Source organism: Kurthia sp. YJT4 (assembly GCF_030219945.1).
Lineage (GTDB): Bacteria > Bacillota > Bacilli > Bacillales_A > Planococcaceae > Kurthia > Kurthia gibsonii.
On the sequence record NZ_CP126689.1, the window covers coordinates 1,705,330 to 1,720,617 of the forward strand.

Consider the following 15,288-nt stretch of genomic DNA (forward strand, 5'->3'; position numbering starts at 1 on the left):
ATCCCTCCTAATAAGCTAGTGCTGCCTCTTGTACCCAAGCAATTTTTTCACGTAATTTAACCACTTCACCAACTAAAATAATGCTTGGATTGGCAATTCGTTCTTCCTCGACAATGCGTTCAATATTTTCAAGTGTTCCCGTTACAGTGCGTTGTTTGTCATATGTTCCCCAATGAATGAGTGCAACCGGTGTATCAACTGCACGTCCATGTGTCGTCAATTGTTTGACAATATACGGTAAATTTTGAACCCCCATATAAATCGCGACTGTATCAATACCTGTCGCAAGACTCTCCCACTTAATCGAATCATCTTTACCTTCCTTCATATGTCCTGTTACAATCGCAAAACTAGAACCATAATCACGATGTGTCACAGGAATGCCCGCATAAGCTGCTGCTGCGATACCTGATGTAATACCGGGGATAATTTCAAATGGAATATTAGCAGCCGCAACGACTTCAGCTTCTTCTGCGCCGCGTCCGAATACGAATGGATCACCACCTTTTAAACGAACGACCACTTTTCCTCTTAGCGCATATTCTACAAGTTGTGCATGGATATGCTCTTGAATCATGGCATGCTTTCCGGGAAGCTTTCCGCAAAAGACAAGCTCTGCATCTGCTCTCGCTTCGTTTAAAATATCTTCATTAATTAAACGATCATACAAGATCACATCTGCTTCTCGTATGACACGTAGCGCCTTTACCGTTAACAATTCCACATCTCCTGGTCCCGCACCGACAATATATACTTTTGACATATGTCATTCCTCCTTCTGAATAGAAAAAGAGACTCCTATTCATACGGAAGAACCGTAAAAATAAGAGCCTCTAGTTGTCTAGTCAGCTTCTTTTATATTTACTTAATTGTTAGTTTCGATGGTTTATTTGTTTTTGTTTGTGTAAAACGATGTTTTTCCAAGCGATTGATTTGAATAATCTTACCGTCTTGAATCGTTATTTGTACTTCACCAAATTGAATTTCTTGAATCGCTTTTTCAATAACCGATAAGTGCTGTTCTTCAATTAAATTCGTCATACAATATCATCCCTCTCAATCCTAAGTAACTCTATAGGAATTGTTTTATTGGACTTATTTTAGTATTGTAACGCAGAGAAGTCAACAGTATTTTCCATTTTCTTTTTAGATTGTTGTAGATTTTTGCAGAAAGACATAAAATACGATACGATGAAATGGAAGAAAATTGATACTTAATGAAAAGAAAAGAGGTCTTATTCGATGAATTTAGAACAAACTGCAGTTGTATTAATCGATGTACAGGGTCGCCTTGCTACATTGATGAACCGTCATGAAGAAACACTTCGTAAATTAGAACAACTCTTAAAAGGCGCAAAAACACTTGAACTACCGATTTTATGGTTAGAGCAATACCCAAGAGGTTTAGGTCCTACAGTCGATTCACTTGCAGAGATTTTATCACCAATTACAAAGCCAATTGAAAAAATAACATTTAGTGCATGGGGAACGGATGAATTTAAAGAGGCACTAATTGCTTCGGGTAAAAAACAAATCTTATTATGTGGTATTGAAACGCATATTTGCGTCTATCAAACTGCAAAAGATTTAAAAGCAGCTGGGTTCCATGTAGAAGTGGTTGCAGATGCTGTTGATTCTCGCTTCGAACTTGATCGCGAAATCGCATTACGCCGTTTTGAACAAGAAAATATTCCTTTAACAACAGTCGAGATGGCTTTATTTGAACTGCTGGAAGTAGCTAAAGGCGACGCGTTCAAACAAGTAAGTAACATTATTAAATAGAAAAAAGGGAGTAGTTGAATGATTACTGCTCCCTTTTTTGATGAAAATAAGCATCTATTTTTCGGAAAGTCCACAGCAGTATGGATAAGCTAAAAACAAAGCGACACACTTGGATTACTACATAGAGTAACCAAGAATTTGGCGATTGCTCTACTAATATGGAATAAATCGCTACAATTGCACAGATGTATACTATTATTTTTTTCATTTATATTCTCCTTAAAACCAACTAATACTATCGGAATAGTAATTTCTATGTTATACTTCGAATAATAGACGACAGGAAAGGGGTTTTTATATGACATCCATTCAATTAAAGCCTGAAGCAAAACGTTACATTCAAAATCATGGAAGCTACAATCCATTTACAGAAAATGAACAAGGAATTCAAATTGAACGAACACCCTTCTTACAACGACATATTCAATTAGCTGACATAAAATCCATAGAAAACACATATTTTATAGCTAAAGACGGCACTAAAATTCCGATTCGTATTTATACACCTCATACAGATGAGGCGATTCTACCTGTCATTTTATACTTTCATGGTGGTGGTTGGGCAATCGGTGATTTAGATTATATGGATGGTGGGTGTCAGTATCTCGCTAAACATAGTCAGGCGATCATTGTGAATGTGGATTATCGTTTAGCGCCTGAACATCCCTACCCTATCCCGCAACAAGATGCGTATGATGCACTAAACTGGATTTACCAAAATCCATTACAACTACCGATTGATTTAAAACGTCTCGCTGTAGCTGGTGACAGCGCGGGTGGTAACCTCGCTGCTTCGATTGCCGTACGAGCGATTGAAGAACAAGGACCGCCCATTCAAGCTTTGCTACTTACGTATCCTGCACTGGATGCCACTGCTACTGTAGCAAACGAGGATCTTCAATTCGCCAAACAATATGGTTTAGATGACGATGAATTAGACCTTTATTACCGCTATTATGTACAAGGGAATGAACGTCTTACACATCCTTATGTCTCACCTGCTCTTTATGAGAAGAAGGCATTACTTCCACCTACGATTATTGTGAGTGCTGCTTACGATGTATTAAATCATGAAGGCGAAAAGTTTATTGAGGAACTACAACAAGCAGGTGTTCAAGCAGAACGTGTGATTCTCGATGGCTTAATTCATAGTTTTTTCAGTAAGATGGACTATTTCGAACAAGAAACAGAAGAAGCAACGATTCACCTATCCAACTTCTTCCATTCTATCATACAAGATGGATTAAATTTTAAACACAGAAAAGAGACCGAGACAAAACTATTTTCAATAGAGCAAATCCCATATGATTTTTGAAATCATATGGGATTATTCATTTTCAATCAATTTTCACTATAAAGAATAATATATTCAAAAAAATCTTATTAAATGTGATTCTATCTTAATGTATATATTTATAGGCTACATACCCTACATACTTCTTACCTTTTTTTACATACTGTACTTTTACCCAACCTGTTTTTTTACTATCATCAATATTTATGAAAGGTCCTTCATTTCCATTCATATCATAATAATATTCTAGTCGAGTCCCCAATGGAATCTTTTGAATTACTTTTGAACTACTTGTTGCTTTAGAACGCAAATTTACATCTTTAGCATTAACGATAACGTAATCAAGACTATACAAATTTACTTTTAAATATTTAACTTTTATATACCCTACTTTATTTCGCACTAATTTTTTTTGATATTCTGGTGCTTTTGAAGCATATTTAACTTTTACCCATTTTTCATTTACAAATTGAATAATTTTAACACGATTTGGAACATAGTCTGTTCCTTCTGGATAATCAACTGAAAATCCACTTTTTATTTTACCTATTTTTTTACCATTGGGTTTGTTATAAACTGTTGTCGATGATACAAAACTATTATACCCACTTCTAGGACTATCTTTTAATTTAGCGCTTGACTCTGTTACAAAAACTGATGAGAATCCTAACATTAAAGCTATACATAAAATAACTTTCTTCATATCTTACTCCTCCTTTTCTTTCACAACTATACAGAATTTTATAATTTAATTATACCTATTTTTTGTTAAAATATGCAAAAATTTGATTCTAATTAAATTTATTTTTCCATTTATAACATATACATCGAAAAGAGCCTCAGCATAAAAAAATGCCGAGGCTCTTGTTGTTATGATTGCTTTTTAAATTCTACATCGAGCGCTTGGTACGCTTGTTGGAATTTTCCGCCGTCTTTTATAGCTGCATGATATAACGCTTTTAGCGCGTAATCATTTTCTAAAGACATGGATTGTTTAATCTCATTCAATTCTTTTTTCAATTGAGGAGTCGTATTGACTAATTTTTGCATTTGATTTTGATGGTAACGCATTGACTTCACTTCCTTTATCTTTACAGTATAACACGATTGAAAATAAATAGTATTGGTAATCACTTCCACTTTTCTGTATAGTTGAATTAGGTTTCTTTTTTCATGCTTTTTTCTACAAAAGGGGGTGTTTTCCGTTGAATAGGAAACATTTTAGTATTATGATTGGCGCTATTTTATTTTTAACAATCGCAATGGGGATTGGTCGCTTCTCTTTCACATCTGTTCTTCCTTTTTTACGGGAATCGGAGAATTTATCCGTTCAAACAGGTAGTGTAATTGCTGCTGGGAACTATATTGGCTACTTAGTCGGTGCTTTTGCGGCTGGTTGGATTGTGAAATATCAAAAGAGTATTTTAGGATTAAATGTCTTTTTATGCATTTTATCGGTGTTTTTCATGGGGGTAACCGATCATGTGAGCATGTGGTTCTCGTTGCGTATTGTTAGTGGTATTACAGGTGGTATTATTTTCGTACTTACGTCGAGCATGCTAATGGATTATTTAGCCAAATACCAGCTTGGCAAATGGTCTGGCTATACATTTAGCGGAATCGGACTTGGTATTGCGATTTCTGGATTAGTTGTACCGCTTTTCGTTTCATACGGGAATTGGCGGATTGCTTATTTCGGTTTAACAGCCATCGCAGCTTTCTGTATGGTCATTACATTCATTTTATGGCGTAATCTACGTGCAGAGCCACATATCAAAAGTCCAAAATCAGATAAAGTACTGCGTGGTTTTATGGTTTGGCTGACGATTGCCTATGGTTTAGAAGGACTTGGATACATCATTACAGGTACATTTTTAGTTGACTTGGTACATAGTATTCCGAGCATTCAACAATATGCTGGCTTTAGTTGGGTCATTGTCGGTTTAGGCGCCATTCCGTCTGCACCGCTCTGGATTTGGCTCATGACAACCTATAAACCAACGACGATTTTATCCATTGCATATATCATTCAAATTGTGGCGGTCATTCTACCTGTTCTTACGACGAATATTTGGACGGTACTTCTATCAGCGCTACTATTTGGCTCTACGTTTGTCGGACTTGTTGCGATGTCAACAAGCTACGGAAGACAACTTTTCCCGAAAAAGAGTGCCAGTGTCGTATCGATTTTAACGACTTCCTATGCAATTGGACAAATCATCGGACCCATTGCAGCTGGAATTCTAGTGAAGCAATATGGAAGTTACAATGCTGCGCTTGTATTTGCATCCATCATCATTTTGTTCGCACTCATTCTCTTGCGTGTCGGCTTACTTTTTCAAAAGAGTCCCACAACACAAGCTGTTGAATCAACAAGTTTAGAATAAGACAAAAAAGCGTCATTGCAATTGGGGGTTGCAATGACGCTTCATCTCATTTTGGGGAGAGATGTATGATTTTATTTTTGATAAACGCATTGACCTGCGACATATGTTTCTTTCACTGTTGTTTCGCTGATTTTTTCAGGTGAAACGGTGAAAAGATCTTGTTCTAGTACGACAAAGTCTGCGTGATATCCTTCTTTTAATTGACCAACTAATGGAATATTGGCACACTTCTGTGCTGCACGTGTATAACCATCAATCGCTGTTTCGACACTAATTCGAGATTGTTGACCATGGTCTGTCCCGTCATAAGAAGTGCGTGTAACAGCTGCTTGAATACCCACGAATGGATTAACAGGATCGGCCCATGCAGTTGCTGGTGCATCAGAAGATAAAGCTGTTAAAACACCCGCCTCTAAAAACTTCTCTACAGGATATGTTTTTTTCGTGCGTTCTTCACCTAAGTTATTCAAATATGTTTCAATCTCAGCATATAAGAAGATGGGTTGCGTATTAAAAGCAATCTGCTTCTCTGCTGCTTTTTGAATATCTTCTTCTCTTGGCATCGCTACATGCTCAATACGGAAAGTCGGTGCATCTTGCATCCAATTTTCTTCCTGCTCATATGCTTCAATCACTTGATGGATTGCCTGTTCACCCATTGCATGAACCGCCATCTGTACACCACATTCTTTTGCTTTTTTCGCAGCTTGTTGCAGTGTATCAATTGAAATTGTTGAGATACCGTAGTTTGAATCATCACCTAAGAATGGTGTATCTACCCAAGCAGTTTGTCCTGACACACTACCGTCTGTGAACGCTTTAATGCCCGCGACAAATACTTGATCTTCTGGATTTGAATTTTCTTTTGTAATAAATTCTTCGTTTTCAATTTCACTCCATAAATAATAAATGGCTGTACGTTGTGAGAACCCTTTACGAACTGCTTCTTTAAAAATACTGTAGTAATCGATTGGTTCACGTAATGCCATCATTTCCGTAATCCCTGTAATACCATATTGATGAAGTGTGTGGTCTAATTCCACTAATAAATCTGAACCACGTTCTAATGTTAATTCTGGCATAACTTTTTCAACAAGTACACGTGCACTTTCACGTAATGTTCCTGTTGGTTCACCATTCTCATCACGGTCAATCTTACCGCCTGCTGGATCTTCCGTATCTTTTGTAATACCTGCAAGCGCTAAAGCACGACTATTTGCTGTCACAATATGTCCGCAAGAACGATGTAGAACGACTGGATGTTCTTTTGATACAGCATCTAAGTCGTATCGATTCGGCGCACGTCCTTCTGCTAACTTCCCTTCATCATAGCCCCAGCCTTCAATCCAGCTATGCGCGTCTTCTGCTTGTTCCACTTGTTCTGTAATACCTGCTGTAATATCCGCAATCGAATACGCTTTTGGCGGTGAGCATTGCACTTGTTTAACAGAATCTGCAAACATAATGGGATGCATATGTGATTCAATGATTCCCGGAATGACACGTTTTCCTTGTAAATCAATTACTTCTGAAGCTTGTTCTGGTAAGCCTGCTTCATCACCTACATAGATAATCTTGCCATGCTCTACAGCCATTGCTGTCGCATGACGTTGTTCAGGATTTGCTGTATAAATCAAACCATTTTTAAATATTTTCACGTGTCTTCCTCCTACCTTAAATTTGAATCGTTTTGTCCGATGTCGCTTTTGATGTTTTGGATTTAAATAAGAATGTTCCGACAATAAAGCCTACAATCGCTGGAATCACCCACGAAAAACCATCTGCTGCTAATGGTAGCTGTTGAATACCATCAAATAAGAATGGTACTTTCAGCCCTAAATTACCAATCGTTTCGAAAACGCTTACAACTGCTGTAAATAAAATAGCTCCGCGATACGAACCACCATTTGGAATCCATTTAGCAAATGTTCCAAGTAATACAAGAACGATGGCTACTGGATAAAGTGCTGTAAAGATTGGCATTGCATACGTTACAATACTCGTTACACCTAGAGAACCAATTAAAATACCGACAATACATACCACCGCTGCCCATACTTTATAGCCGATTTTGTTATGAGTTAGGTCTGTTAAAAATTGTGCAATGACAACAATAACGCCAATCGCAGATGTTAAACATGCCAGTGCAATCGCTACTGCTAATAAAGCGCTACCTGCATTTCCTAAAATACGTTCAATGAGTTCAGATACAAGTGCTGTATCACCAATATCCTGTGCAAAAGAACCGCTACCTGAAGCACCTAAATACAGTAAACCACCGTAAATTACAAACAAACCAATACCTGCAATGGCAACACCACTAAACGCTACTTTTTTCGCTGCACGTCCTTTGTAACCATATGCTGTAATTGCTGCTAAGAAAATCGGTGCACAGAAGATTCCTGTTACCACATCTCCTGTTTGATAAGCACTTAGAAAGGCATTTGAGAAAACACCATCTATACGTGCTGCAATTGGATTACCAACAGGTGTAATTAAACCCTTTATCACAATGAATAAAAGTACAATGACTAATACAGGTGTTAAATATTTCCCTAATTTATCAATTACATTTGATTGATCCATCGCAAAGAAATAACTAACCGCAAAGAAAATAATAATTGTGACAATAGCTGGTGTTCCTGGAATTAACTTTGATACGCCAAGTTCATGTGTTGTTGCTGACATACGTGGAATCGTCACAAGCATACCAATTCCAACCATTAATAGTAAGTTGAATAGTTTATGGAACCATGGACTAATGGGTGCTGTTAAATCTTCAAAGCGTCCACCTACATTTAAAATCGCTACCACCGCTAATAACGGTAAAACAATTCCTGTAATCGTAAAGCCTGTTAAACCGAGAATCCAATTATCTCCTGATAGATTTCCGATTGTAGGCGGAAAAATTAAGTTGCCCGCACCGAAGTAAATCGCAAATAATGCGAGTCCCACAACGACTGTGTGTTGAATTGTTTTCAATAGATTGTCCCCCTTTGTTTCACTAGCCTTTTCTCCCCTTTGAGAAAATGGTATTGATTAGCTAGTAATCAACATATTATAGGAATTTTGCGTAAATAAAAAGAAGGGAAAAGTTTCCCTCCTACCGTAAAAAATTTTTTACCTTAATTCATATTTTGCTAATTTGTACTTTAACAATTGTTTTGAGATACCCAGTCTACGTGCAGATTCTGCTAATTTACCCCCTGTTTGTTCAAAGGTCTTTTTCACTAACATCCGCTCAAATTGATCGACCTCATCTTTTAAATGGTAGGTCTCATGCATATCTACTGAATGATGCGCTTGTAAACGATCTGGCAAATCATCTATCGTGATTTCATGCCCTTCTGCTTGGTGAAAAGCAGATTCCATCGCATTTTTCAGCTCACGTACATTCCCAGGCCAATCGTATTGTTGGCATGCTTTAATCGCATCTTCTTGAATCTGTGTAATGCTTACATCCATATGCGCATTAAAAAAATGAATAAAATGATACATGAGTGGTTCGATATCTTCTTTTCGCTCTTTTAAAGATGGAATTGTTAGTTCTAAAATATGTAGACGATAAAATAATTCTTCTCGAATGACTCCATTCGTCAATAATTCCATAGGCGGTATATTCGTTGCGGCCATTATTCGTAAATCAATATGTACGAAACTATCCGTTTGTTGATTGTAAATTTTTTGTTGTTCAATAATGCGTAAAAGTGGATATTGTGCTTCTAGAGGCAATGCTTGTAAGTTATCTAGAAACAATGTGCCACCATTTATTTTTTCTAATACCCCTTCTTCAATGAGTTGTTTTTGGATTTTTTCTTCTGTTAGTTCACTACAATTGATAGATAAATATGGAGATAATGAACGATTACTCATATTATGAATCGCTTGAGCCACCAATTCTTTTCCCGTTCCTGTGCGTCCAAAAATCATCAATGTGGAATCGGTTTTAGCGAATTTTTTCATTTTTTCTTGTACGCGAATGGATTGATCACTTACAGCTACAACATCTTCGATTGTGTGAATTGTATTATTTTTCCGATAATTTTTATGTTGCGGATAGTCTTTTAAAACATGTATATCCTGCTTTTCATAATAATGCTTTGAGAATTCAATCGCACCTTTCACAACCCCTTGTGTATCTAAAATTGGGTACGTTGAATTTTTCGAAATATACGTAAAGCCATTTTTCGCACGTAACTGTTGGGTTACGTGCTCCATTGGCTTCCCTGTTTTTAAAACGGTAATTAATGTGCTATCTTCTAACGTTAAATTATCATATACCGCTGTAATATTTCGACCGACAAATTGATCCATTGTATAACCTAAGTTCGTCAAAATTTGTAAATCCGCCATATCAAAAAATAGAGTTTGACCATGTTGGTCGACAATGAGCGTATTGTCATAATCCTTTAAATGTTTTACATCTTGTAACGTGTTCATTTTCCCACCTCTAGTTGCTTATTACTTGAATTGAAGGGTGACAGACCAAAGTTCTGCTTGTGTACCAATTCGCATTGGTGGACCCCAGAAACCATATCCTGATGTCACGAGATAATCCGTACCATTTCGTTTTTCATGTCCATAATTTAACTCATAAATAAATTCTGTCATCCATTTTCCCGGCCAAATCTGACCTGCATGTGTATGACCAGACATCATAAATGACACACCTGAATCATTCATTGTTTTACTTGGTTGATGGTCAATCACAATCCATGGTTGCCCTGATTTTATGTCTTTTTGTAACGTTTTTAAAGAGGCACGTTTTTTATTTGTCGCATCATCACGCCCTGTTAACGCGATATCCCCTGCAATTGTGACGGTTTGATCTTGTAATAACGTCACATTCGCGTTTTTCATGGCTTGTTTTACAGCTGGAAGCTCATCTCCAATGTACTCATGGTTACCGAGAACTGCATAAACACCATATGTTGCTTGTAGTTTCTTCAATTCATCTTCCATCTGCTGTTCATTAAACCACTTTGGTGAGTCATCTACAAGGTCTCCTGCTAAAATAACAACATCTGGCTTCTCTTTATTTGCAAGCTCTACAAAACGTGAAAGGTGCTTTTTATTCGAGAGTAGTCCCAAATGTGTATCACTTGCGACAACTACTTTTAATTGTTGACCATTCGCTTTTTCAGGTCGTTCAATGGTTTGATGATGAACGATTGGTGTATAAGCATAATATGTACCTACACCGGCAGAAATTAGTAATATTACAATGGCGCTACTTCCAATAATTCGTGTATAACGTCGTCTTAAAATAAGCGATAAAATATTACAAACGATACATAAAATAAGTCCATATGAAAAAGCAAATAACCAATAATCACTTAGTATTTTCAAAAAATCGAGCGGGATGAATCGCGTCAACATAATTGAATACGCAATGAAGGCATAAATAATCCAAAACGCTACTTTCCCTCGCTTCAAACCGAAACTTTTCATCAGTACACGTATATTCCAGCCAACATAAAAAACAAGTGCGGAATAAATGAGAAGCGCAATAATAATCACTAATATAACTTTAAACGTCATGTCATTCCTCCTTTTCTATAAGTTGGCACGTATGATTATGCCACGCATACTGTTCAAAATCATTCACAATATAACTTTCTGCAAACGTCTCTCTTGCATGCTGTACAAGGCGTTGTAAGTCATGTGATAAAAAACGAGCACTAATATGATTCATGAATAACTGCTTTGCGCCCGCTTCTCGTGCCACACGCGCCGCTTCTTCATTCGTCGCATGACCATAAATAGCAGCAAGCTCCGACGTTCCTTCATCAAAAGTCGCTTCATGAATGACTACATCTGCATCTTTTGCTAAATCGATAGCTGCCTCGCAGTAACGTGTGTCACCTAAAATCGTCACAGTAAAGCCTTTGATTGGTTCAGATACAACTTGTTCACTTGAAATAACTTCCCCGTTCTCTAATTGTACATCAAAACCATTCTTTAAGCGTCCTAGTAGCGGTCCATTTGGTACACCAAGTTGGCGCGCTTTTTCTACATCTAACTTACCTGGCAAATCTTTTTGGACGATTCGATAACCATAACAAGGAATGACATGCTCTAATTGACGTACATATACTTGAAATTGATCATCTTCAAATAACAAACCTTCTGTTACTTCTACAAAATGCAGCTCATATGTTAGATGCGTCTTCGTGACATTCAGTGTCATGCGAACCCATTCTTCTAATCCTTTGGGTCCATAAATTGTTAGTGGATCATTCCCACCTAAAAAGGAGCGTGAACTTAAAAAACCTGGCAAGCCAAAAATATGATCCCCATGTAAATGTGTAATAAAGAGTTTATTAATCTTACCTGGTTTAATCGTCGTATGTAAAATTTGATGTTGTGTTGCTTCACCACAATCGAACAACCAAATTTTACCGCATTCTTCTAATAACTTTAGCGCAATTGAAGATGTATTGCGTAATTTAGATGGCATGCCTGCCCCTGTCCCTAAAAACTGAATCTGCATTTCATTTCCTCCTAATGATCGTCTAAAAAATCTTTACTAAAACTCGTCTGCGCTGTGTAATCAGGATTTTTAGCTATAGAGATACCTTTTTGAAGACTGTTTTTCCCGTATTTTTGTTGTAGCTGTTCTACCAACTTTAAAACCGGTTCTTCTTTTGCATGTTCCGCATAATTGAAAATCGAAAGTTGTTCAGCCGCTTCCCTCCGATTATATACATGACTAACCGTAACGCCCATTAAGCGTAACGGTTCAAAATTCCAATGTTTGCGTACTAATTTAAGCGCCTCGCGTTCAATATCTTGCTGCTCATAGATGCCATTTTTAAATGTTATAGAACGCGTTTTATTCTGCCAATCTGATGTTCGCATTTGAATTTGCAAAGTCGTACCAGCTAAATTTTTTGCACGTAATCGTTTTGCTACTTTTTCACTTAATTTTTGAACCATCTCTACTACGTCACGCATCTCTACTAAGTCTACAGCGGAAGTCATCGAATTACCAACCGATTTTATATCGTAAATAGCTTCTGGGTCTACTTGTCTACGATCTATACCATGTGCCTTTTCCCATAGACGAACCCCATTCTTCCCCATCCATTGATGCATTTCTTTTTCCGTTTTCTGCGCTAGATCACCAATCGTTTCAATGCCATACGTGGCTAACTTTTTCGCCGTACTCGCGCCTACTCCATGCATTTCAATCGTTTTTAAAGGCCATAATATGTGTGGCACTTGTCTTTTTCGCAGCACAGTGATGCCCATTGGTTTTTTCATATCGGAAGCCGTTTTCGCTAAAAACTTATTCGGTGCAATCCCGATGGAACAAGGTAAATCGAGTTCTTCTTTTAACTGCATTTGAATTTTTTCAGCTAATTGAATCGCTTCACTTCCTTGTACAATCTCTGTCACATCCATATAGCCCTCATCAATGGATACAGGTTCAACAAGATGTGTATAGCTTCTTAATAGATCAAACATCGCTTTTGAAGCCCGTCTATATGCATCAAAATTAGGGGGGAGGAGAATGATTTCAGGACACTTTTGTTTTGCTTCCCACACAGGCATCGTCGTATATACGCCTTTTGCCCTCGCTTCATAGGAACAGGTAACTAAGATTCCACGACGTTCCTTCGGGTTACCAGCTACCGCAATCGCTTTTCCTTTTAGCGTCGGATTCAATGCTTGTTCTACCGAAGCATAAAAACAATTCATATCTAAATGAAAAATAATACGCGCTTGTGTCATCTCCTCACCTCTTCCCAATCATATGTTCTTATTATAATATGTTTAGAACTTGCATACCATCTATGTTACTTAAACAATCTAAAAAAATAAGGTTTGAACATAGCGCAATTTTCTACGCATGTTCAAACCCACTTTTATTTATTCAGCTTCTGCTTCTTTATTTTTTAAATCAACCATATATTGTTTAATTTCTTTAATGCCTTCTAATGAATCGACTAATACAGATGGTGATACGAGTGTAATCATTCGTTCATCTAAGTTAGCGACAGCTGTGAAATAACGTGTACGTGCATAATTCACAAGCCCTACTTGATTCAATTGTTCTGTTGGAATATCTAAAATTTCTTTTGCTTCTAATACCTTTAATGCAAATGTGAAATCATCGACATGTAGTACGAGTAAACGACTTAAATCGCCCCCGCCACTACGACCATATAAAATGCGTTCGAAATCTAAAATTGGTACTAATTCACCGCGATTTTTCGTTAATCCATCGACATAGTCTGGTAAATGTGGAATACGATTTGTCATTTCAATTTTTTCAATTGAAATCACATGATCGACTGATACCGCATATTCTTCCTGACCGCATCGAAATACGACTACTTTAGAATTTGTCATATTGAATTTACCTCCATTATCTATCTTGATGTTTACTATGTATGACATGGTGCTATTCATTATATAGTAAAAAGGGCATGAAATCAAAATGATTATTAAACCGAAAGGACTAATGATACTTATGGCATATTCCCTGTTTTATACAAAACAAAAATACCTATTTCTATCGTACTTTCGTATTTTTCTTATAAATACTTCTTTTTTTAACATTTTTTACATATAAAAAGCCGAAATATCGCTAAGCAGCGACATTTCGACCTTTCTTATACTTGGATTGAGAATTTTTTAGAATACATCACATTCTCTTTATATAAAATGATTATTTTGATGAAATAGTTGCAGATACTTTCACAACTTCTACAAGTAAATCTGCTAATTTTTCTAATTCTTCAACGGGCATACGCTCTTTTGTCGTATGGATATTTTCGTAACCAACTGCTAAGTTAGCTGTTGGAATACCAAATCCTGCGATGACATTCGCATCACTACCGCCACCTGATTGCATGATTTTCGGCTCACGACCTACTTGTTCAACTGCTTTTTTCGCAACTTGTACAACTAAATCTTCTTCTGTGAAGCTGAATCCAGGATACATGCGTGTAATTTCCACTTCTGCACTACCACCCATGTCTTTCGCAGCTTGTTCAAACGCTTCTTTCATATGTTGCTCTTGTACTTCTAATTTTACTTCATTTAATGAGCGACATTCTGCTAAAATATGCACTTCATCGCATACGATATTCGTTGCTTTACCGCCTTCAAAACGACCAATATTCGCTGTAGTTTCTGAATCAATACGACCTAATTTCATATTTGCAATCGCTTTTGAAGCGATTGTAATCGCTGAAATTCCTTTTTCAGGTTCTACACCTGCATGTGCTGTTTTACCTGTTAATGTCGCGACAACTTTTGTTTGGAATGGTGCTGCTGTAACAATGCCACCTACTTTGCCATCTGAATCAACAGCAAAACCATATTTCGCTGTAATTTTCGCTGGATCTAATTCTTTTGCACCTGCTAAACCTGATTCTTCACCTGCTGTAATAACGAATTCGATATTACCATGGTCAACTTTTTCTTCTTGAATACGTTTCGCCATTTCAAGTAATGCAGCGATTCCCGCTTTGTCATCTGCACCTAGAATGGTCGTACCGTCTGAATAAATATAACCATCTTCTTTAATTGTTGGTTTAATACCTACACCTGGTACAACGGTATCCATATGTGTTGTAAAGTAAATTGTGTCCGCTTCTACATTTCCTTTTAATGTCGCAATAATGTTACCTGATGCATGCCCGTTACGTGTATGTGCATCATCTACATATACATCAAAACCTAGTGATTTTAATTTCTCTTGTAGAACAGGTGAAATCTTTTCTTCATGATATGTTTCTGAATCAATTTGAACTAATTCTAAAAATTCTTCTACTACACGACTTGTCATGGTAAAAAACTCCTTTTTATATA

General features: G+C 37.0%; 15 protein-coding genes. 3 read left to right on the top strand and 12 right to left on the bottom strand.

Features of this window, described 5'->3' with window-relative positions; all coding sequences use genetic code 11:
* Window positions 1-7: 7 nt before the first annotated feature.
* Entirely contained in the window at window positions 8-763 is a 756-nt protein-coding gene (cobA, locus tag QN089_RS08385; RefSeq protein WP_068453099.1) for a uroporphyrinogen-III C-methyltransferase, read from the bottom strand.
* A gap of 98 nt (window positions 764-861) precedes the next feature.
* Entirely contained in the window at window positions 862-1,041 is a 180-nt protein-coding gene (locus QN089_RS08390; protein WP_068453096.1) for a YezD family protein, read from the bottom strand.
* 201 nt (window positions 1,042-1,242) lie between these two features.
* On the opposite strand from QN089_RS08390, the gene QN089_RS08395 reads away from it, so the two are divergent.
* Together QN089_RS08395 and QN089_RS08400 are read left to right on the top strand one after the other, a co-directional pair.
* On the top strand, window positions 1,243-1,782 hold the full coding sequence (locus tag QN089_RS08395; RefSeq protein ID WP_285215075.1) for a hydrolase: 540 nt from the start codon (window positions 1,243-1,245) through the stop codon (window positions 1,780-1,782).
* A gap of 298 nt (window positions 1,783-2,080) precedes the next feature.
* Window positions 2,081-3,097: an alpha/beta hydrolase gene (locus QN089_RS08400; protein WP_285215076.1), complete on the top strand. Its 1,017-nt coding sequence runs from the start codon at window positions 2,081-2,083 to the stop codon at window positions 3,095-3,097.
* An 85-nt stretch (window positions 3,098-3,182) separates the two neighbouring features.
* Here the strand turns inward: QN089_RS08400 and QN089_RS08405 are convergent, their stop codons facing one another.
* Together QN089_RS08405 and QN089_RS08410 are read right to left on the bottom strand one after the other, a co-directional pair.
* Window positions 3,183-3,779 carry an SH3 domain-containing protein gene (locus QN089_RS08405; protein ID WP_285215077.1) on the bottom strand — a complete coding sequence of 199 codons (597 nt, stop codon included), beginning with the start codon at window positions 3,777-3,779 and terminating at the stop codon, window positions 3,183-3,185.
* Window positions 3,780-3,946: 167 nt separating this feature from the next.
* Window positions 3,947-4,147, bottom strand: coding sequence for a hypothetical protein (locus QN089_RS08410; RefSeq protein WP_068453085.1), 201 nt, complete (start codon window positions 4,145-4,147; stop codon window positions 3,947-3,949).
* A 134-nt stretch (window positions 4,148-4,281) separates the two neighbouring features.
* Here QN089_RS08410 and QN089_RS08415 point away from each other — a divergent pair, with 134 nt between their 5' ends.
* Window positions 4,282-5,463, top strand: a complete 1,182-nt coding sequence (locus tag QN089_RS08415) for a YbfB/YjiJ family MFS transporter (protein ID WP_068453081.1) — start codon at window positions 4,282-4,284, stop codon at window positions 5,461-5,463.
* Window positions 5,464-5,534: 71 nt separating this feature from the next.
* Here QN089_RS08415 and QN089_RS08420 read toward each other — a convergent pair whose 3' ends face one another.
* From QN089_RS08420 to QN089_RS08455, 8 genes are all read right to left on the bottom strand, one after another.
* Window positions 5,535-7,121 (bottom strand): amidohydrolase, encoded by a 1,587-nt coding sequence (locus QN089_RS08420; RefSeq protein WP_285215078.1) that lies wholly within the window; start codon window positions 7,119-7,121, stop codon window positions 5,535-5,537.
* Window positions 7,122-7,137: 16 nt separating this feature from the next.
* A complete protein-coding gene (gene brnQ / locus QN089_RS08425) occupies window positions 7,138-8,445 on the bottom strand; it encodes a branched-chain amino acid transport system II carrier protein (protein WP_231726986.1) in 1,308 nt (435 codons plus the stop codon).
* A 138-nt stretch (window positions 8,446-8,583) separates the two neighbouring features.
* Window positions 8,584-9,903, bottom strand: coding sequence for a sigma 54-interacting transcriptional regulator (locus tag QN089_RS08430; protein ID WP_285215079.1), 1,320 nt, complete (start codon window positions 9,901-9,903; stop codon window positions 8,584-8,586).
* A gap of 21 nt (window positions 9,904-9,924) precedes the next feature.
* On the bottom strand, window positions 9,925-11,004 hold the full coding sequence (locus QN089_RS08435) for a metallophosphoesterase (RefSeq protein WP_285215080.1): 1,080 nt from the start codon (window positions 11,002-11,004) through the stop codon (window positions 9,925-9,927).
* A gap of 1 nt (window position 11,005) precedes the next feature.
* Window positions 11,006-11,956: a ribonuclease Z gene (gene rnz, locus QN089_RS08440; protein WP_285215081.1), complete on the bottom strand. Its 951-nt coding sequence runs from the start codon at window positions 11,954-11,956 to the stop codon at window positions 11,006-11,008.
* An 11-nt stretch (window positions 11,957-11,967) separates the two neighbouring features.
* Window positions 11,968-13,200, bottom strand: coding sequence for a DNA polymerase IV (locus QN089_RS08445; protein ID WP_285215082.1), 1,233 nt, complete (start codon window positions 13,198-13,200; stop codon window positions 11,968-11,970).
* A gap of 138 nt (window positions 13,201-13,338) precedes the next feature.
* Window positions 13,339-13,821, bottom strand: a complete 483-nt coding sequence (locus QN089_RS08450; protein ID WP_141273395.1) for a chemotaxis protein CheW — start codon at window positions 13,819-13,821, stop codon at window positions 13,339-13,341.
* 319 nt (window positions 13,822-14,140) lie between these two features.
* On the bottom strand, window positions 14,141-15,265 hold the full coding sequence (locus QN089_RS08455) for a M20/M25/M40 family metallo-hydrolase (RefSeq protein WP_285215083.1): 1,125 nt from the start codon (window positions 15,263-15,265) through the stop codon (window positions 14,141-14,143).
* Window positions 15,266-15,288: the final 23 nt, after the last annotated feature.

Bases quoted from the DNA above. Each gene is read 5' to 3' on its own strand.
- cobA (WP_068453099.1), bottom strand. From the start codon at position 763: ATGTCAAAAGTATATATTGTCGGTGCGGGACCAGGAGATGTGGAATTG.
- QN089_RS08390 (WP_068453096.1), bottom strand. From the start codon at position 1,041: ATGACGAATTTAATTGAAGAACAGCACTTATCGGTTATTGAAAAAGCG.
- QN089_RS08395 (WP_285215075.1), top strand. From the start codon at position 1,243: ATGAATTTAGAACAAACTGCAGTTGTATTAATCGATGTACAGGGTCGC.
- QN089_RS08400 (WP_285215076.1), top strand. From the start codon at position 2,081: ATGACATCCATTCAATTAAAGCCTGAAGCAAAACGTTACATTCAAAAT.
- QN089_RS08405 (WP_285215077.1), bottom strand. From the start codon at position 3,779: ATGAAGAAAGTTATTTTATGTATAGCTTTAATGTTAGGATTCTCATCA.
- QN089_RS08410 (WP_068453085.1), bottom strand. From the start codon at position 4,147: ATGCGTTACCATCAAAATCAAATGCAAAAATTAGTCAATACGACTCCT.
- QN089_RS08430 (WP_285215079.1), bottom strand. From the start codon at position 9,903: ATGAACACGTTACAAGATGTAAAACATTTAAAGGATTATGACAATACG.
- QN089_RS08435 (WP_285215080.1), bottom strand. From the start codon at position 11,004: ATGACGTTTAAAGTTATATTAGTGATTATTATTGCGCTTCTCATTTAT.
- rnz (WP_285215081.1), bottom strand. From the start codon at position 11,956: ATGCAGATTCAGTTTTTAGGGACAGGGGCAGGCATGCCATCTAAATTA.
- QN089_RS08445 (WP_285215082.1), bottom strand. From the start codon at position 13,200: ATGACACAAGCGCGTATTATTTTTCATTTAGATATGAATTGTTTTTAT.
- QN089_RS08450 (WP_141273395.1), bottom strand. From the start codon at position 13,821: ATGACAAATTCTAAAGTAGTCGTATTTCGATGCGGTCAGGAAGAATAT.
- QN089_RS08455 (WP_285215083.1), bottom strand. From the start codon at position 15,265: ATGACAAGTCGTGTAGTAGAAGAATTTTTAGAATTAGTTCAAATTGAT.